Source organism: Nocardioides psychrotolerans (assembly GCF_943371775.1).
Classification (GTDB): Bacteria; Actinomycetota; Actinomycetes; order Propionibacteriales; family Nocardioidaceae; genus Nocardioides; species Nocardioides psychrotolerans_A.
This window is the reverse complement of the sequence record NZ_CALRWD010000025.1, coordinates 14,694-32,281: the sequence shown is the minus strand read 5'-3', so window position 1 is coordinate 32,281 and position 17,588 is coordinate 14,694. Positions and strand designations below refer to the sequence as shown.

Sequence of the window (17,588 nt, the reverse complement as noted above, 5' to 3'; positions counted from 1 at the left end):
CTCAGCGCTGGAGCAGCCGCCCGGTGCCGTTGGTCAGCTTGACGACGTAGAAGCCGGAGTTGCCGTCGGTGTACCAGACCGAACGGCGCTTGACGTCCCACGCCGGCTGCGACAGGGCGTTGGCGCCGGTCTTGATCGGGATCGAGCTCTGGACGGGCTGGTTGAAGTAGCCCAGCTCGCGCGGGTGCTTCAGGTCGCGGATGTCGAAGATGCGGAGCCCCGAGCCGATCATCGAGCACGCGACGACCTTCGGGTCCTGCTGGTAGGGCGCGGAGCAGTAGTGCCCCGCGTAGCCACCCACGGGGCTGCTGGCCCCCGGGTCGTTGAAGGCCCTGCGGCGCGCGGCCGGCTGGTGGACGGCGAGGCGCAGGTTGGAGACGACGACCGGCCGGCGCGGGTCGGTGACGTCGATGATGCGCGCGGCACCGACCTCGGCACCGGCGAAGTCGGTGAGTCCGAAGTTGGCGAACTCGTCGACCTGCAGCAGGTAGTCGCGCTTGCCACGTCGGAACGGCTGGGACACCTGCGGGATGGACGCCTCGCGCCACACCAGGTCGGAGAGCACGGTGATCGAGGGGTTGGGCTCGCGGTCCTGGATCTCGCTGACGTCGATGATGCGCAGGCCCTGGCCGGGGAAGGTGCCGTCGGAGACGTCGTTGCCGATGTTGGCGGCATACATCGTGCGGCCGTCCGGCGAGAGGCGCATCCCGTGGAAGTTGACCCCGAGCTGGGTGAAGACGGGCCGGGGCAGGGTCGGGTCGGAGACGTCGATCGCGACCAGCGTCTGACCCACCGTGCTGGAGGCGTAGAACGTCTTGCCGTCGGGCGACCAGCCGCTCTCGTGGCCCAGCACCGCGGCCGGGGTGGAGGACAGCAGGCGCGGGCGCCGGCAGTCGGTGCGCACGTCGTAGAGGTCGAGGATGCCGGCGTTGGTCGCGGCGTTGCCGAGGACGGCGCCCATCAGGCCGCGGCGGTCGTTGATCAGCAGCGACTCGTGGGGGCTCAGCATCGCCGGCGACGTCAGCGTCGCCGTGCGACGGGGCTTGGCCGGGTCGGTCATGTCGAGCACGATCACCCCGAAGCCCGACTGCACCTGGAAGGGCGCGTCGAGCGGGAAGAGCCGGGTGGAGTCGTAGTAGGCGCAGGTGCGTCCGGTCCTGTCGGTGTAGCGCAGCACCTTGAAGCCACCGGTCGCGCCCTCGTGGGCGACCTGGCGGGTGTTGCACTGGTAACCCCGGCGGAAGCGACCGTTGTCGTAGTCGCGGGTGGGCACGCGGCCCTGGACGTCGGTCTCCGGGCGGGCACCGGGCCCGCAGGTCGCCTCCGGGACGCTCGGCGGGAAGGTCGACGACTCCGCGCTCAGCAGCCCCGCGACCGACAGCCCCGAGAAGCAGGCGGCGAGGCTGACGGCAGCGACGAGCAGCCGTCGTACGGCGGTGGCGCGGGCGGGCGTCGCGGCGGGAGTGGTTGTGTCGGTCGTCACCATGACCACCTCAACGAGCCACCGAACTCGGCGTCATGTCACCCGGAGATCTTGTCCAGCTTGCGGACGGTCTCCTCGAACTCGTTGACCAGGTCGGCCATCACCTCGGCGACGGGCCGCACCTCGTTCATCCGCCCGACGATCTGCCCCACGGGCATCGAGATGACGTCGGGGTCGTTGGCGGCACTGATCCTGTTGTGCGCCTCGGCGACCAGCAGGTTCTGCAGGGGCATCGGCAGCGGCGAGGGTGCGCCGTCCTCGGCCCAGGCCTCGGTCCACTTGGTCTTGAGCAGGCGGGCCGGCTTGCCGGTGTAGACGCGGGTGCGCACGGTGTCGCTGCTGGTGGCTCGCGTGAAGGCGGTCTCCCAGGCCTCGCTGTTGTTGTTGCCCATGCCGCGGTACTCCTCGGTGCCGAGCCACAGCGAGCCCATCCACACGCCCTGCGCGCCGAGGGCCATCGAGGCGGCGATCTGGCGACCGGAGCCGATGCCTCCCGCCCCGAGGACGGGCACGTCGGGCCCGACCGCGTCGACGACGTCGGGGGTCAGCACCATGCTGGCGACCTCACCGGTGTGCCCGCCGGCCTCGTAGCCCTGGGCGATGATGATGTCCACGCCGTTCTCGACGTGGCTGAGCGCGTGCTTGGCAGCACCCGCGAGCGCACCGATCTTGATGCCGTGCTCGTGGCACTTGTCGATGACGTCCTTGGGCGGCGAGCCCAGGGCGTTGGCGATGAAGACCGGCCGGTGCTGGAGCGCGACGTCGAGGTGCGAGCGGGCGATCGAGTGCAGCCAGCCGAGCACGCCGTCGCGACCCTCACCCTCGGGCAGCGGGGGAACGCCGAGCTGGAGCAGGGTGCGCTCCACGAACGAGATGTGCTCGTCGGGGATCATCGCCTTGAGGTCGATCGAGGTGCCCTCGGTCGGGATCTTCATCGGCATCACGATGTCGACGCCGTAGGGCTTGCCGTCGGTGTTGTCGTCGAGCCAGGTCAGGACCCGCTCGAGCTCCTCGGTGTCGTTGAACCGCACGCAGCCGAGCACCCCGAGACCGCCGGCGCGCGAGACCGCGGCCGCGACGTGCTCGGAGGGGGTGAAGGCGAAGATCGGGTACTCGATGCCGAAGGCATCACACAGCGGGCTACGCATCAGGCACCTGCTCCTGCGGTCTGGCCGGCGAGCGCCAGCTCCTTGGCCTTGGGGTACTGCGCCTTGCCGGTGGCGTTGCGCGGGATCTCGTGGACGATCGTCAGCGCTCGCGGCAGCTTGTAGCCCGAGAGCGACCCGCGGAGGAACTCGCGCAGGGACTCGAGCGTGACGTCGTGGCCCTCCCGGGGCTGGACGACGGCGGCCACGGTCTGGCCGTACTTCTCGTCGGGCAGCCCGACCACGAGGCAGTCGTAGACGTCGGGGTGGCCCTTGATCGCCATCTCGACCTCCTCGGGGTAGACCTTCTCGCCGCCGGTGTTGATGCAGTTGGAGCCGCGACCCAGCAGGGTCACCCGGCCGTCGGTCTCGATGCGCGCGAAGTCGCCGGGCACGGAGTAGCGCTCACCGTCGATCTGGAGGAACGTCTTGGCCGACTTCTCCGGGTCCTTGTAGTAGCCCACGGGCACCGAGCCGCCCCGACCGAGCCGACCGATCTTGCCGACGTTGGTCGCCAGGTCGAGCACGTGGCCGTCGTCGCCGATGACGACGCTGGCCGGGCCCAGCCCGACGACGGGGCCGTCGCTGCTGATCGAGTCCTTGTCCTGCATGCCCATGCCCTGGAAGCCGGTCTCCGAGGCACCGACGGAGTCGGTGAAGATCGAGTTGGGGAAGGCGGCCATCCACCGCTTCTTCACCGGCGGGCTGAAGATCGCCGCACTGCTGGAGATCGCGAAGAGGCTCGATCCGTCGTAGGGCGTGCCGGTCTCGGCCTTGCGCTCGAACTCCTCGATCAGCGGGCGGGCCATCGCGTCGCCGGTCATGAAGATCAGCTGGACGCCCTCGCGCTCGATGATCTCCCAGGTGCGCTGCGCGTCGAACTTCGGCTCGAGCACCGTCAGGTGACCGGCGAAGAGGTGCATCAGGAGCCCGGCCTGGGCGCCGCCGTGCATCAGCGGGCTGAGCGGGAAGGTCGTCATGCGACCGTCGAGCTTGGCCTGCTCCGACTGGTCCATCTCGGAGAGCGGCTCGCCGGTGTAGAAGTCGATGCCGCCGCCGAGCACCCGCCAGAAGTCCTCGTGGCGCCACATGACGCCCTTGGGGAAGCCGGTCGTGCCGCCGGTGTAGATGATGTGCAGGTCGTCGTTGCTGCGCGGGCCGAAGTCGCGCTCGTCGCCCTGGTCGGCGACGGCGTCGGCCAGCAGCACCCCGCCGTACGACGACACGTCGGCCTGGCTGTCGGGCTCGAGGATGTCGGGGAGGACGACGAAGGTCTTCAGCTTCTCGTGCTTGGGCGCGCAGGCGGCCACCAGCGGGGCATAGCTGCGCTCGTGGATCAGCGCGACGACGTCGGCGTTGTCGAAGAGGTAGTTGAGCTCTCCCTCGACGTAGCGGTAGTTGACGTTGATGTTGACGGCGCGGATCTTGACGACCGCCAGCACGGCGACGACATGCTCCACGCTGTTCTTGGCGTAGACGGCGACGTGGTCGCCCGGCTGGACGCCCTGCGCCTGGAGGTAGTGCGCGAGACGGTTGGCGTCGCGCTCCAGCTCGGCGTAGGTGACCGTGCGGTCCCCCACCTTCAGGGCCGGCTTCCCGGGCGCGGCGTCGACGGCGTGTTCGAAGAGGTCAGCGATGTTGTGGGCCACGCCGCGAGACTAGAACACGTTCTTGTTTTTCGCTAGCCTCTCGCCATGACCAGCACCGATGCCTCCCCTGATGTCTCTCCCGAAGAGCCCCACTGCCTCGTCGAGCAGGTCGGCCACAAGCTCGTGGTGACGATGAACCGCCCGGCGTCGCGCAACGCGCTCTCCGGCGAGATGCTCCAGATCATGAGCGACGCGTGGGACCGGGTGAACTCCGACGACTCGATCCGGGTCTGCATCCTCACCGGCGCGGGTGGCTACTTCTGCGCCGGCGCGGACCTCAAGTCGATGTCGAAGAAGCCGCCCTCGGAGAGCTTCGAGTCCGGTGAGTACGACCCGTCGGTCATCAAGGGACTGCTCAAGGGCTTCCGGCTGACCAAGCCGCTCATCGCGGCGGTCGAGGGCCCGGCGATCGCCGGCGGCACCGAGATCCTCCAGGGCACCGACATCCGCGTCGCCGGCGAGTCGGCGCGCTTCGGGGTGGCCGAGGCGCGATGGAGCCTCTACCCGATGGGGGGCTCGGCCGTGCGGCTGATCCGGCAGATGCCCTACACCGTGGCCGCCGAGCTGCTGCTGACCGGACGCCAGATGAAGGCGCCCGAGGCCAAGGAGGTCGGCCTGATCGGCCACGTCGTCCCCGACGGCACGGCGCTGGAGAAGGCCCACGAGATCGCGGACCTGATCGCCGCCAACGGACCGATCGCGGTCCAGGCGATCCTCCGGACGATGCGCGACTCCGAGGGCAAGCACGAGGACGACTGCTGGAAGGACGACGCCCGCGTCGGCGCCGCCGTCTTCGCCTCCAACGACGCGAAGGAGGGCCCGCGGGCCTTCGCGGAGAAGCGCGCCCCCCGCTTCACCAACACCTGACGCGCGGCGGAGGGCCCGGCGTACGCCGGTCCTGGCATAGCCTGCCGCCGTGTCCTCGGCTCTTCTCGGTGGCGGCTTCGCCTTGTTCTTCGTCCTGTTCGTCGTCGGCTTCATCGTCTTGGCGGTGGTGCTCGTCCGCGTCGGCATCCGTCAGGCCCGCGAGCGACGCGAGGCGCTGGCCGGCTTCGCCGCGGCCCGTGAGTGGACCTACCGCGAGGCCGACCCCAGCCTGGTCGACCGCTTCCACGGCTCGCCCTTCGGCACGGGGTCGGGTCGCCGGGCGAGCAACTGTCTCTACGGCCGGCACGCCGGTCGGGCGATGTTGGCCTTCGACTACCACTACACGACCAGCAGCGGCACCGGGGAGGACCGCAGCACGACCACGCACAGCTATGCGGTGGTCGCGCTCAACCTCGGCGTGCGGGTCCCCGCGCTGGCCGTCTCGCCCGAGGGGACCATCGGTCGCTTCTTCGGTCGGCTCACCAACCGCGACATCCAGCTCGGGTCGCCGGCCTTCGACCACGCCTTCACCGTCACCAGCGACGACCCGCGCTTCGCCATCGACGTCCTGCACCCGCAGATGGTCCAGCTGCTGCTGCAGTGGCCGGCGCTGAGCTGGCGCTTCGAGGGCGACTCGATGGTGGTCGTCAACCGCGGGACCCACGCGCCGATCCAGGTCGACGCCACACTGGCGGTCATGGACGCGGTCCTCGCCCACGTCCCCGAGGTCGTGTGGCAGCGGCTCCGCGGGCCGGTCTGACGCCCCGCGCCAGCGTCAGCCGACCGCGCGCTCCCCGGTCCAGTAGGTCGCACGCAGGGCCTTCTTGTCGGGCTTGCCCAGACCGGTCAGCGGCAGCGCGTCGGTCGCGATGATCTGCTTGGGGGCCTGCACCGCGCCCTTGCGGTCCTTGACCATCTGCTTGATCTCCGCGTCGACCTCGTCGGTGAGCTCGGCGCCCGGCCGGAGCACGACGATCGCGGTGACCGCCTCGCCCCACTTCTCGTCCGGTGTCCCGATCACGCCGACCTGGGCGATCGCCGGGTGCTCGGCGACGACGTCCTCGACCTCGCGCGGGAAGACGTTGAAGCCGCCGGTGACGATCATGTCCTTGGTGCGGTCGACGATGTACCAGAAGCCGTCCTCGTCCTCGCGCGCCACGTCCCCGGTGTGCATCCAGCCGTCGCGGAACGTCTCGGCGGTCTCGTCCGGCAGGTTCCAGTAGCCACCGGCGAGGAGCGACCCCGACACGCAGATCTCCCCCGGCTCCCCCACGGGCACCGGCTCGCCGTCCTCGCCGAGCAGGGCCGTGCGGATGAACGCGCTCGGGCGACCGCAGGAGGACAGCCGCGCGTCGCCTCCGCCCACGTGGTCCTCCTTCGCCAGGTAGGTGATCACCATCGGCGCCTCGGACTGGCCGTAGTACTGCGCGAAGATCGGCCCGAAGCGGTCGATCGCCTCCTTGAGCCGCACCGGGTTGATCGCCGAGGCGCCGTAGTAGACGGTCTCCAGCGACGACAGGTCGCGGGTGTGCGAGTCGGGGTGGTCCATGAGGGCGTAGAGCATCGAGGGCACCAGCATGGTCGCGGTGATCCGCTGCTCCTCGATCGTGCGCAGCACCTCTGCGGGATCGAAGCGCGAGAGCACGTAGAGCGACCCGCCCTTGATCACCGTGGGCACGAAGAACGCCGCACCCGCGTGCGACAGCGGCGTGCACATCAGGAAGCGCGGGTTCTCCGGCCACTCCCACTCGGCGAGCTGCACCTGGGTCATCGTCGCCATCGCCGCCGACGTGCCGATGACGCCCTTGGGCTTGCCGGTCGTGCCGCCGGTGTAGGTGATCGAGACGATGTGGTCGGGCGGCAGGACCTTGGCGGTCAGGGGCACGGCGTCGTACGACGCGGCGGCGGCGACGAGGTCGGTGCCGATGTGGGCGAGCTCGTCGGGCACGGGTCCGATCGTCAGCACCTGGGTCAGGCCCGGGCACTTCTCCAGGAGCGCGAGCGCCCGCTCGGTGAAGTAGGGGTCGATGATCAGCGTCGTGATGCCGGCGTCGTCGATGACGTAGGCGTGGTCGTCGGCCGAGCCGAGCGGGTGCAGCGACGTGCGTCGGAAGCCCTGCGTCTGACCGGCGCCCAGGATGAAGAGCACCTCGGGCCGGTTGAGCGCCAGCAGCGCCGCCGACGTGCCCGTGCCCGCTCCCAGCGCCTCGAAGGCCTGCACGTAGCGGCTCATCTGGTCGGCGACCTCCCCGCCCTTGAGCGTGGTGTCGCCGAGGTACATGACGTCCTTGTCGCGGTGGCGCTTCAGCGCCGCCACCATCAGGTTGCCGTTGTGGGTGCCGGTGCGCATCGTGTCGGTGTCGGTCACGCGGAGCACACTAGAACGTGTTCTAGGAATGGGCAACGACCCGTCCGCCCCGACCTCAGGGTCGAGGCACGTCGACGCTCCACCGCTCGCGCCGCTCGGCGTCGGTCTGCTCCCACCAGGGCGGCTGACCGCGCTCACCGAGGGCGACCTTCGCCGCCTGGACGCCGTCTCGGGAGGTGCGCTCCTCGTCGGTGCCTCGGGTGCGGCGCACGTCGCGGCGCCAGGCCATCAGGATGTCGGTCAGCTCCTGACGTCGCGCCTCCGGGATGGCCGGGTCGGTGGCCCGCCACCTGCGGCCGTCGATGACCAGGTAGCGCCCGTCATCGGTGCGCTCGGGCTCGCCGCTCACGCGTCGGCGGCACCCTCGCGCCGCTCGTGCAGTCGCTGCTGGGCGGCGTCGAGGTAGTCGAGGCAGGGAGCCTCGGCTCCGGGGTGCTTCTCGACCAGGTGGAAGGTCCAGCGGTCCATCGCGGCCATGTAGCCGTTGTCCTCGCCGGCCCGGTAGGCCGACCACTTCGCCGGCGCCTTGGCCACGCACTCGGTGCAGCTGATCTTGTAGACGAACTGCTGACTGCCGTCGACGTCGATCCGCACGGTCGCCAGCGGCCCCGCCTCGGACCGGGCCTTGCGCTCGCGCGCGGACCTGCTCGCCACCATGTCGCCGCTCCTTCTCGATGCTGCCCTCGGGCGCTGTCGGAGGTCGCGAGCCTACGCGGGAGCCTCGAGGCCACCGAGCCGGGCCAGGCGAGCCAGTCCGGGACCGGTGTGCTCCGCCAGGGCAGCGCGCGCGTCGTCGAGCGTGGCGGAGCCGGGGTGGTCCGGCGCGACGCGGGCCGGGTTGAGGGCGACCGCGTTCGACCAGGCCTTGATGTCCGGCTCCGCACCGAAGGCCGCGGAGGCCCGCATGCCCAGGACGTTCATCCGCGCCCAGTCGACGAGGGAGTTGCCGTAGGACGACGGCGGGCAGAGCCGGTTCTTCTCCGTGTCGTCGTCGCGCGTCGCCTCGACGTAGCCCGCCAGCGCCGCACCGAAGCACGGGAAGCCGGCCCGGATCGGCTGCAGGGTGATCGCCTCGGGCGACCAGATCGGCAGCCGGGTCGGGTTCTTCAGCCCGTCGGCCGCGCAGTTGACGACCAGGGCGTCCTCGGCGATCGCCACGGACCCGTCGGCCAGCTCGAGGCGACCACGACGCACGCTGCGCACGTGCCCCCGTCGTACGACGTCCTCGACCGTGCGGAGCAGGTCGAGCTCCCACGCCCCCAACGTCGGCGCCTTGGCCATCGACGGGGTGGTCGAGCGGTCGATGCGCAGCATGATCCCGGCGTCCTCCAGCTCGAGGAACAGCCCGTCCAGCGTCTCCGCGTCGGCGGCGAGGCGCATCATCTCGGCGACCATGCCGAGGTAGACCGCGGGGTCGGGCTGGACCAGCGCGCGGTTGAGCATCCACGGGTCGCGTGGTCGCACCCAGCAGATCGCGTCGGGGTCGACGCCCCGACCCAGCAGCCAGACGACCGCGTCGGTGGCGGTCTTGCCGGAGCCGACCACGACGTGCTGGCTGGGCGACTCCTGCCACCCGACCAGGTCGTTGACGGGGATGACGCGGGCGCCGTCGCCGACCTCGAAGCGCGGCGGCGTCTCGGCCGGGATCTCGGGGGCGAGGTAGCGCGCGTCCACGACACGGCAGTGCGCGGGCACCTCGAAGCACTCGCCGGTCTCGAGGGAGACGAAGCCGCGACCGGCGGTGTAGTCGCACCCCGTGAACACCTCGACACGGCCGGGGCCGACCATGCGGGTGGCGAGGACGTCGTCGTAGTAGCCGCAGATCTCGGCCTGGTCGGCGCGCTGGTGCAGCCCCGCCTCCGGCCCGTCCTGCTGGATCCGGCCGCCGCCGAGCACCGTGGACGCCACGCCGTAGAACGAGGACGCCTGGTGCAGGCGGACGAACGGGTAGGCCCCGCGCCAGTGCCCACCCACCGCCTCACGCCGGTCGACCAGCGCGACGCGGACGTCGGCGTGGTCGATCAGGGCGTCGGTGAAGGCCATGCCGCTCGCGCCGGCCCCGATCACGAGGTAGTCGACATCCACCATCTTCTTCATGGACTAACTCAACCATGTCCCCGACGTGGCTAGAGGTCGAAGCCGCTGAGGTCCTCCGGCACGTCGACCGCGTGCTGCTGGAGCGTCGCGAGAGGCACCAGACGGAGGACCGCCTCGTTGGTGGCGGCCAGCACGACGGGAGCGGCCACGCCCTCGGCGTGGGCGCGCGCCCAGTTGACGGCGGTGACGCACCAGCGGTCGCCGGGCTGGAGACCGGGGAACCGGTAGAGCGGCATCGGGGTCGACAGGTCGTTGCCGATGCTGCGCTGGTGCTCGAGGAACTCCACCGTCGCCACGGCGCAGATGGTGTGGCTGCCCTGGTCCTCGGGGCCCGTGTTGCAGCACCCGTCGCGGAAGAAGCCCGTCATCGGCTCCGTGCCGCACTCCTCCAGCTCGCCACCCAGGACGTTGCGCTCGACCACGCCGCCAGCCTAGGGCTAGGCCAGGATCTCCGCGATGGCATGCACCTCGGCGGCGGAACGGCACGACAGCAGCAGGGTCGTCACACCGGTCTCCTCCCACTGCGCGGCGCGCTCCTTGACCTCACCGGCCGTGCCGATGATGTGCATGTCGTCGACGAGCTCGTCGGGGATGAGGGCGGTCGCCTCGTCCTTCTTCCCGCCGAGGAAGAGCTCCTGGACGCGGTCGGCGGTGTCGCCGTAGCCCATCCGCTCGAAGACCATCTTGTGGAAGTTCTGCTCCTTGGCGCCCATGCCGCCCATGTAGAGCGCGACGACGGGCTTCATGCCGTCGATGACGGCCTGCTTCTCGGCGGCGTCGGCGACCACCTGGACGTGGCAGGTGGCCGCGATCTCGAAGTCGGCGCGGGTGCGGCGGGCGCCCTCGCGGGCGAAGCCCTCGTCGAGCCACGGCTGGTACATGCCGGCCGACTTGGGCGTGTAGAAGATCGGGATCCAGCCGTCGGCGATCTCGGCGGTCTGCGCGACGTTCTTGGGGCCCTCGGCGCCGAGCCAGATCGGGATGTCGGAGCGCAACGGGTGCACGATCGGCTTGAGCGGCTTGCCCAGCCCGGTGGCACCCGGACCCTCGTAGGGCAGGGGGTAGTGGGGGCCGGCGTTGGTGACCTTGTCCTCGCGGGCGAGGACCTGGCGGATGATGTCGACGACCTCGCGGGTGCGGGCGAGCGGCTTGGAGAAGGGCTGGCCGTACCACCCCTCCACGACCTGCGGACCGCTCACGCCCATGCCCAGCACGACCCGGCCACCGCTGAGGTGGTCGAGCGTCAGCGCGTGCATCGCGATCGACGTGGGGGCGCGTCCGGACATCTGCACGATCGAGGTGCCCAGGCGCACCCGGGAGGTCTCGCGCCCCCACCAGGCCAGAGGAGTGAACGCGTCGGAGCCCCACGCCTCGGCGGTGAAGATGGCGTCGAAGCCCGCCTGCTCGGCAGCCGCGACGAGCTCCGCGGTGCCGGTCGGCGGCTGTGCGCCCCAGTAGCCCAGCTGAAGACCAAGTTTCATGGGGACACCCTCGCAGAACGCTTGCCGTGAAATCTAGAACGTGTTTCACTTTCGACCCATGAGCCGTACCTTGTCAGCGCCCGTGACGGTCGCGTTCGACTACACCAGATCCACCGGGCCCGTGCTCGGCCGCTTCCTGACGGGGCTGCGTGACGGCGTGCTCGTCGCAGGCCGTACGTCGGCCGGCGAGGTCGTCGTACCCCCGCTGGAGTACGACCCGGTGACGCACGCGCAGACCACCGACTTCGTCGAGGTCTCCCCCGTCGGGACCATCACCTCCTGGACCTGGGTGCCCGAGCCGGTGGCCGGACAGCCCTTCGACCGGCCCTTCGCCTTCGCCCTCGTGACCCTCGACGGCGCCACGCGCCCGCTCTTCCACGCGGTCGACGTCGCCTCGCCCGAGGAGATCAGCACCGGCATGCGGGTCCAGGTGCGCTGGGCCGCCGAGCGCGTCGGTCACATCAACGACATCGCCTGCTTCGAGCCGCTCGCGGACGAGGCGTCCGCCCGCCCGGCCGGCGGCGGTCTCCTCGAGGACCACCTCGTGACGGGGGTCGTCACGCCGGTGTCGCTCGACTACGTCTACGCCGCCTCGCCGGAGGAGTCGACGTTCTACCGCGGGCTCGACGAGGGCCGGATCCTCGGCCAGCGCTGCCCGACCTGCGAGAAGGTCTACGTGCCGCCGCGCAGCGCCTGCCCGACCGACGGCACCCCGACCGAGGGCGAGATCGAGCTCACCGGGGAGGGCACGATCACGACGTTCTGCATCGTCAACGTGCCGTTCCTCGGCCAGAAGATCACCCCGCCCTACGTCTCGGCCTACGTGCTCCTCGACGGCGCCGACATCGCCCTGCTCCACCTGATCCTCGGCGTCCCCGCCGACGAGGTCCGGATGGGCATGCGCGTCAAGGCGGTCTGGAAGCCGCGCGAGGAGTGGGCCTACTCCCTGGAGAACATCGACCACTTCGCGCCCACCGGCGACCCGGACGCGGACTACGACACCTACAAGCGCCACCTCTAGGACACGAATATGAGAGACGTTGCCGTCGTCGGGTTCGCCCAGCGACAGATGCCGGACTTCGACGGGTCACCGACCTGCGTGGAGATGCTGGTCCCGATCCTGGCCGAGATCTACGAGCAGACCGGGTGGACCCGCCGCGACGTGGGGTTCTGGTGCTCGGGGTCCTCCGACTACCTCGCGGGCCGCTCGTTCTCGTTCGTCCAGGCGGTCGACGCGATCGGCGTGACCCCACCGGTCAACGAGTCGCACGTCGAGATGGACCTGGCGTGGGCGATGTACGAGGCCTGGATCAAGATCCAGACCGGCGAGGTCGACACCGCCGTGGTCTACGCCTTCGGCAAGAGCTCCGCGGGCGTCCTGCGCCGCACGCTCGCCCTGCAGCTCGACCCCTACACGATGACGCCGCTGTGGCCCGACACCGTGTCGCTCGCCGGCCTCCAGGCGCGCGCCGGCATGGACGCCGGCCTCTGGGACGAGCGCGCGATGGCCGAGGTCGCGCAGCGCTCACTCACCGACGCCGAGAAGAACGAGCACGCGATCCGCAAGGGCGGCTCCTCGGTCGAGGACCTCCTCGCCCGTCCGATGTACGCCGACCCGTTGCGCAAGCACGACTGCTCACCGGTCACCGACGGTGCGGCAGCCCTCGTGCTCGCTGCCGGCGACAAGGCCCGCGAGGTGCGGGACAACCCGGCCTGGATCAGCGGGCTGTCCCACTTCATCGACGCCTCGTCGATCTCCAACCGCGACCTGACCCGCTCCCCCAGCGCGGCCAACGCCGCGGCCGCCGTCGACCTCGACGGCGTCGAGCTGGCCGAGCTGCACGCGCCGTTCAGCCACCAGGAGCTGATCCTGCGCCGCGAGCTCGGCCTGGCCGACGACGTACGCATCAACCCGTCGGGCGGAGCGCTGACCAGCAACCCGATGTTCTCCGGCGGCGGCATCCGCATCGGCGAGGCCGCGGCGCGGATCTGGTCGGGCGAGGTCGCCAAGGGCGTCGCCCACGCGACCTCCGGCGCCGCCCTGCAGCAGAACCTGCTGTGTGTCCTCGAATCCAGCACCGGAAAGGGCGGAGCCTGATGGGCAAGCAGCCTGCAGCCGTCGTCGGCATCGGCCAGACCCACCACCGCGCCAAGCGCGACGACCTGTCGATGGCGGGTCTGTGCCGCGAGGCGATCGACCGTGCACTCCTCGACGCCAACATGACGCTCGACGACATCGACGCGATCGTCGTGGGCAAGGCGCCCGACCTCTTCGAGGGCGTGATGATGCCCGAGCTGTTCCTCGCCGAGTCGCTCGGTGCGGCCGGCAAGCCGCTGCTGCGCGTGCACACGGCCGGCTCGGTGGGTGGCTCGACCGCGATCGTGGCGGCCTCCCTCGTGCAGTCGGGCGTGCACAAGCGGGTGCTGACCGTGGCCTACGAGAAGCAGTCGGAGTCCAACGCCATGTGGGCGCTGTCGGTGCCACTGCCGTTCAACATGCCGGTGCACGCCGGCGCGGGCGGCTACTTCGCGCCGCACGTGCGCTCCTACATCCGTCGCTCCGGCGCACCGACCCACGTCGGCGCGATCGTGGCCGCCAAGGACCGCAACAACGCGCTGAAGAACCCCTACGCCCACCTGCACAACGAGGGCACCACCGTGGAGTCGGTGCTGGCCTCGACGATGCTCTGGGACCCGATCCGCTACGACGAGACCTGCCCGTCCTCCGACGGCGCCTGCGCGCTGGTCATCGTGGACGAGGACACCGCGGCCGCGTCACCCAACCCGGCCTGGATCCACGGCACGGTCATGCGCTCGGAGTCGACCTCGGCCGCCGAGCGCGACCAGGTCAACCCGCAGGCGTCGCGCGACGCCGCTGCCTACCTGTGGAAGCAGGCCGGCATCACCAGCCCGATCGACGAGATCGACATGGCCGAGATCTACGTGCCGTTCTCGTGGTTCGAGCCCATGTGGCTGGAGTCGCTGGGCTTCGCCGAGGAGGGCGGCGGCTGGAAGCTGACCGAGTCGGGCGAGACCGCGATGACCGGCCGGATCCCGGTCAACTGCTCCGGCGGCGTGCTCTCGTCCAACCCGATCGGCGCCTCGGGCATGCTCCGCTTCGGCGAGGCGGCGCTCCAGGTGCGCGGCGCGGCCGGGGAGCACCAGATCGACGGCGCCCGCAAGGCGCTGGGCCACGCCTACGGCGGCGGCTCGCAGTTCTTCGCGATGTGGGTCGTCGGGGCCGACAAGCCGACCAGCTGAGTCCGCCCAGCGGCAGCGACCTCGGCGACAGCGACCTCAGCGGCGGACGTCGAGGTCCGCGAGGTCGTCGTCGTCGAGCACCAGGTCGGCGGCGGCCAGGGCGGAGTCGAGCTGCTCGACGCTGCTCACGCCGACGATCGGGACGCTCCAGGTGCCGAGCTGCGCCAGCACCACCTGCGAGGGGGCCACGCCCTTGCGCTCCGCGACCGTGCGGAGGGCCGCGAGCCGTGCGGTGGTGCCCGGGTGGTCGTACTCCTCCGGGAACGGCCGGTCGGCGCGGTCGAACGAGCCCTGGACCAGCGGGCTGTAGACCCACAGGTCCACCTCCGCGTGGGTCTGCAGGTAGTCGATGGTCTCCTCCGAGACGAAGCCGAAGCGGTGGTCCTTGCCGGGGACCGAGGAGAACGGGCGGGGCTCGACGTAGGACGTCGTGAGCTGGAGCGCCGTGAAGGGCTCGACACCCTGGTCGGCAGCGAGCCGGCGGGCCTGCTCGACGCGCCAGGTGGGGTGGTTGGACACCCCGAGTCGGCGTACGGCGCCCTCGGCGACCAGCGCCCCGAGCGCCGCGACCGTCTCCGCGAGCTCGACCGACCGGTCCTCGCCGTGCGCCCAGTAGAGGTCGATCACGTCGACCCCCAGTCGCTCGCGGCTCTGCTGGACGGCTCGCGCGATGACCGCCGCCGAGAGCCCCTCGGTCCCGCCGGTGTCCGTGGGCTCGACGCCGACCTTGGTGGCGATGACGAGCTCGTCACGGAGCCCCGGGTTGGCGGCCAACCACCGGCCGAGGACGGCCTCGCTCTGCCCGCCGTGGCCGTCCGGGGACTGCCAGAAGGCATAGCAGTCGGCCGTGTCGAGGATCCGCCCGCCGGCTTCGACGAAGCGGTCGAGCAGCGCGAACGACGTGGCCTCGTCGGTGCGGGTGCCGAAGTACATCGTGCCGAGAGCCAGGTGCATGCCGGCGATCCTAGGCAGGTCCGTAGGCTCGGTGCGTGATCGAGTTCCGTACCCCCACCCAGATCGAGCAGATGCGTCCCGCCGGGAGCTTCGTCGCCTCGGTGATCACCGCGCTCGCCGAGAAGGCCGACGTCGGTGTCAACCTGCTCGAGCTCGACGCGCTCGCCCACCAGATGATCCGCGAGCGCGGCGCCGAGTCGTGCTACATCGACTACCACCCCTCCTTCGGCGCGATGCCCTTCGGCAAGGTGCTCTGCACGTCGGTCAACGACGCGGTCCTGCACGGACTCCCCCACGACTACGTCCTCGCCGACGGCGACCTGCTGTCCGTCGACTTCGCGTGCAGCGTCGACGGATGGGTCGCCGACTCGGCCTACTCCAAGGTCGTCGGCACGGCCCGCCAAGAGGACCTCGACCTGATCGAGACCACCGACCGGGCCCTCGCGGCCGGCATCGCCGCCGCCCAGCCCGGCGGCCGCCTGGGCGACATCTCCGCCGCCATCGGTGACGTGGCGCGCGCCGCCGGCCTCAAGGTCAACCTGCAGTTCGGCGGCCACGGCGTCGGCCGGACCATGCACGGCGACCCCCACATCTCCAACGACGGCCGCGCCGGTCGTGGCCTCAAGCTCAAGCCCGGCCTGGTCATCGCCATCGAGCCGTGGTTCCTCCACACCACCGACGAGATCCACATCGACCCCGACGGCTGGACGATCAAGAGCAACGACGGCTCCCGCGGCGCCCACATGGAGCACACCGTCGCCATCACCGCCGACGGGCCTCTGGTCCTCACCGCGCGCGACTGACCCGGCCGGCGGTTCGGCCCCGAGGCGTGCGGTTTGGTCACCAACCGCAGGTCCCGGGGCCGATTTCTTGCGGTTGGTGACCAATCCGCAGGTCCCGACCACCCCGGACAACAACGACGCCCCGGCCGCGATGGCCGGGGCGTCGTCGAACGAGAAGGGTCGATCAGGCGTACTTGACCTGCAGGTCCTTGATGCCGTTGATCCACGAGTGGCGCAGGCGCGCCGGCTCCGCGAGCTTGGTCATGTCGGGCGCATGGTCGGCGAGCGCGTTGAAGATCACCCAGATCTCCTGACGGGCCAGGTTGGCGCCGAGACAGTAGTGCGCGCCGTGACCTCCGAACCCGACCTGGGGGTTGTGCTCGCGGGTGATGTCGAAGGTGAACGGGTCCTCGAAGACGGTCTCGTCGAAGTTGGCGGAGGCGTAGAAGAGCGCGGCGCGCCGGCCCTTCTCGATCGTCACGCCGTTGACCTCGACGTCGTTGAGGGCGGTCCGCTGGAACACCGTCACCGGGCTCGCCCAGCGGACGATCTCGTCGACCATGGTCGCCGGGCGCTCACGCTTCCAGAGCTCCCACTGGTCGGGATTGTCGAGGAACGCGTTCATGCCGTGCGAGATGGCGTTGCGGGTGGTCTCGTTGCCTGCGACCGCGAGCAGGATGACGAAGTAGCCGAACTCGTCATCGGTGAGTCCACGCTCACCCTTGTGAGCGTTCACCAGCTTGGTGATCAGGTCGTCTCGCGGGTTGGCCTGCCGATCGGCCGCGAGCATCATCGCGTAGCCCAGGATCTCGGCGGCCGCGATCTCGTTGTTCCCGGCGTAGTCCGGGTCCTCGCCAGCCAGCATCTGGTTGGACCAGTCGAAGAGCTTGTGCCGGTCCTCCTGGGGTACGCCGATCAGGTCGGCGATCGCCTGGAGCGGGAGCTCGGCGGCGATGTCCTCCACGAAGTTGCCGGTGCCGCGCTCGACGGCCGCCTTCACGATGCTCTCGCCGCGAGAGATCATCGTCTCCTCGAGCTCGTTGATGGAACGCGGCGTGAACCCCCGCGAGATGATCGCGCGCGTGGCCGTGTGCTCGGGCGGGTCCTGGTTGATCAGGATCACCCGCTGCAGCTCGATCTGCTCGCGATCCATGGCGGTGGGGAAGCGGACGATCGCGCCGTTCTCGGCGGTCGACCAGTTCTTGGAGTCCTTGGAGATCGCGGAGACGTCCGCGTGGCGCGTCACTGCGTAGTAGCCGGTGCCGGCCGCCTCGGCGAACCCGCTGGTCATCGCCTCGTCCTGCTCGATCCACAGGATCGGTGCACTGCGGCGAGCCGCTCTGAACTCGTCGTGCGGCAACGCGTGGTGGATCACGTCTGGGTCGGTGAAGTCGAACCCCTCGGGGATGACGTCGGTCGTAGTCACAGCAGTTGCCCTCTCGGTTCTGGAACACGTTCTACCCGACCGAGACTACATACTCTCGGTATATCCGGAAAGGCT

General features: G+C 70.4%; 17 protein-coding genes. 6 read left to right on the top strand and 11 right to left on the bottom strand.

Annotation, left to right across the window (positions count from 1 at the left end):
- Position 1 precedes the first annotated feature (1 nt).
- The 3 genes from AAG827_RS09480 to AAG827_RS09470 are packed head-to-tail and all read right to left on the bottom strand — an operon-like array spanning position 2 to position 4,277.
- Positions 2–1,483 carry a hypothetical protein gene (locus AAG827_RS09480; RefSeq protein ID WP_341925681.1) on the bottom strand — a complete coding sequence of 494 codons (1,482 nt, stop codon included), beginning with the start codon at positions 1,481–1,483 and terminating at the stop codon, positions 2–4.
- Positions 1,484–1,521: 38 nt separating this feature from the next.
- Positions 1,522–2,631 carry a nitronate monooxygenase family protein gene (locus tag AAG827_RS09475; RefSeq protein WP_341925680.1) on the bottom strand — a complete coding sequence of 370 codons (1,110 nt, stop codon included), beginning with the start codon at positions 2,629–2,631 and terminating at the stop codon, positions 1,522–1,524.
- On the bottom strand, positions 2,631–4,277 hold the full coding sequence (locus AAG827_RS09470; protein WP_341925679.1) for an acyl-CoA synthetase: 1,647 nt from the start codon (positions 4,275–4,277) through the stop codon (positions 2,631–2,633). Before AAG827_RS09470 ends, AAG827_RS09475 begins: the two co-directional genes overlap by 1 nt.
- 45 nt (positions 4,278–4,322) lie before the next feature.
- Here AAG827_RS09470 and AAG827_RS09465 point away from each other — a divergent pair, with 45 nt between their 5' ends.
- Both AAG827_RS09465 and AAG827_RS09460 read left to right on the top strand, forming a co-directional pair.
- A complete protein-coding gene (locus AAG827_RS09465; RefSeq protein ID WP_341925678.1) occupies positions 4,323–5,144 on the top strand; it encodes a crotonase/enoyl-CoA hydratase family protein in 822 nt (273 codons plus the stop codon).
- 49 nt (positions 5,145–5,193) lie between these two features.
- The gene (locus tag AAG827_RS09460) at positions 5,194–5,904 is read left to right on the top strand and encodes a hypothetical protein (protein WP_341925677.1); all 711 of its coding nucleotides are present in this window, start codon (positions 5,194–5,196) and stop codon (positions 5,902–5,904) included.
- Between the two features lie 15 nt (positions 5,905–5,919).
- Here the strand turns inward: AAG827_RS09460 and fadD8 are convergent, their stop codons facing one another.
- Genes fadD8 through AAG827_RS09430 form a run of 6 tightly spaced genes read right to left on the bottom strand, consistent with a single transcriptional unit; the run spans position 5,920 to position 11,090 of the window.
- The gene (fadD8, locus tag AAG827_RS09455) at positions 5,920–7,512 is read right to left on the bottom strand and encodes a fatty-acid--CoA ligase FadD8 (protein ID WP_341925675.1); all 1,593 of its coding nucleotides are present in this window, start codon (positions 7,510–7,512) and stop codon (positions 5,920–5,922) included.
- 55 nt (positions 7,513–7,567) lie between these two features.
- Positions 7,568–7,861 (bottom strand): hypothetical protein, encoded by a 294-nt coding sequence (locus AAG827_RS09450; protein WP_341925672.1) that lies wholly within the window; start codon positions 7,859–7,861, stop codon positions 7,568–7,570.
- The gene (locus AAG827_RS09445) at positions 7,858–8,169 is read right to left on the bottom strand and encodes a hypothetical protein (RefSeq protein ID WP_309650563.1); all 312 of its coding nucleotides are present in this window, start codon (positions 8,167–8,169) and stop codon (positions 7,858–7,860) included. The genes AAG827_RS09450 and AAG827_RS09445 overlap by 4 nt, the downstream gene beginning before the upstream one ends.
- A gap of 51 nt (positions 8,170–8,220) precedes the next feature.
- Positions 8,221–9,609, bottom strand: coding sequence for an NAD(P)-binding protein (locus AAG827_RS09440; protein WP_341925671.1), 1,389 nt, complete (start codon positions 9,607–9,609; stop codon positions 8,221–8,223).
- Between the two features lie 29 nt (positions 9,610–9,638).
- A complete protein-coding gene (locus AAG827_RS09435) occupies positions 9,639–10,031 on the bottom strand; it encodes a DUF2237 domain-containing protein (protein WP_341925670.1) in 393 nt (130 codons plus the stop codon).
- A gap of 15 nt (positions 10,032–10,046) precedes the next feature.
- Complete coding sequence (locus AAG827_RS09430; protein ID WP_341925669.1) at positions 10,047–11,090, bottom strand: LLM class F420-dependent oxidoreductase; 1,044 nt, start codon at positions 11,088–11,090, stop codon at positions 10,047–10,049.
- A gap of 58 nt (positions 11,091–11,148) precedes the next feature.
- On the opposite strand from AAG827_RS09430, the gene AAG827_RS09425 reads away from it, so the two are divergent.
- Genes AAG827_RS09425 through AAG827_RS09415 form a run of 3 tightly spaced genes read left to right on the top strand, consistent with a single transcriptional unit; the run spans position 11,149 to position 14,351 of the window.
- A complete protein-coding gene (locus tag AAG827_RS09425; RefSeq protein WP_341925668.1) occupies positions 11,149–12,111 on the top strand; it encodes an OB-fold domain-containing protein in 963 nt (320 codons plus the stop codon).
- Positions 12,112–12,120: 9 nt separating this feature from the next.
- Positions 12,121–13,188: a thiolase domain-containing protein gene (locus AAG827_RS09420; protein ID WP_341925667.1), complete on the top strand. Its 1,068-nt coding sequence runs from the start codon at positions 12,121–12,123 to the stop codon at positions 13,186–13,188.
- Positions 13,188–14,351 carry a thiolase domain-containing protein gene (locus AAG827_RS09415; protein WP_341925666.1) on the top strand — a complete coding sequence of 388 codons (1,164 nt, stop codon included), beginning with the start codon at positions 13,188–13,190 and terminating at the stop codon, positions 14,349–14,351. The genes AAG827_RS09420 and AAG827_RS09415 overlap by 1 nt, the downstream gene beginning before the upstream one ends.
- Before the next feature lie 36 nt (positions 14,352–14,387).
- Here AAG827_RS09415 and AAG827_RS09410 read toward each other — a convergent pair whose 3' ends face one another.
- Positions 14,388–15,305: an aldo/keto reductase gene (locus tag AAG827_RS09410; RefSeq protein WP_341925665.1), complete on the bottom strand. Its 918-nt coding sequence runs from the start codon at positions 15,303–15,305 to the stop codon at positions 14,388–14,390.
- A gap of 35 nt (positions 15,306–15,340) precedes the next feature.
- On the opposite strand from AAG827_RS09410, the gene map reads away from it, so the two are divergent.
- Positions 15,341–16,108, top strand: a complete 768-nt coding sequence (gene map / locus AAG827_RS09405) for a type I methionyl aminopeptidase (protein ID WP_341925664.1) — start codon at positions 15,341–15,343, stop codon at positions 16,106–16,108.
- A gap of 163 nt (positions 16,109–16,271) precedes the next feature.
- Here the strand turns inward: map and AAG827_RS09400 are convergent, their stop codons facing one another.
- Positions 16,272–17,513 carry a cytochrome P450 gene (locus tag AAG827_RS09400; protein ID WP_341925663.1) on the bottom strand — a complete coding sequence of 414 codons (1,242 nt, stop codon included), beginning with the start codon at positions 17,511–17,513 and terminating at the stop codon, positions 16,272–16,274.
- Positions 17,514–17,588 lie beyond the last annotated feature (75 nt).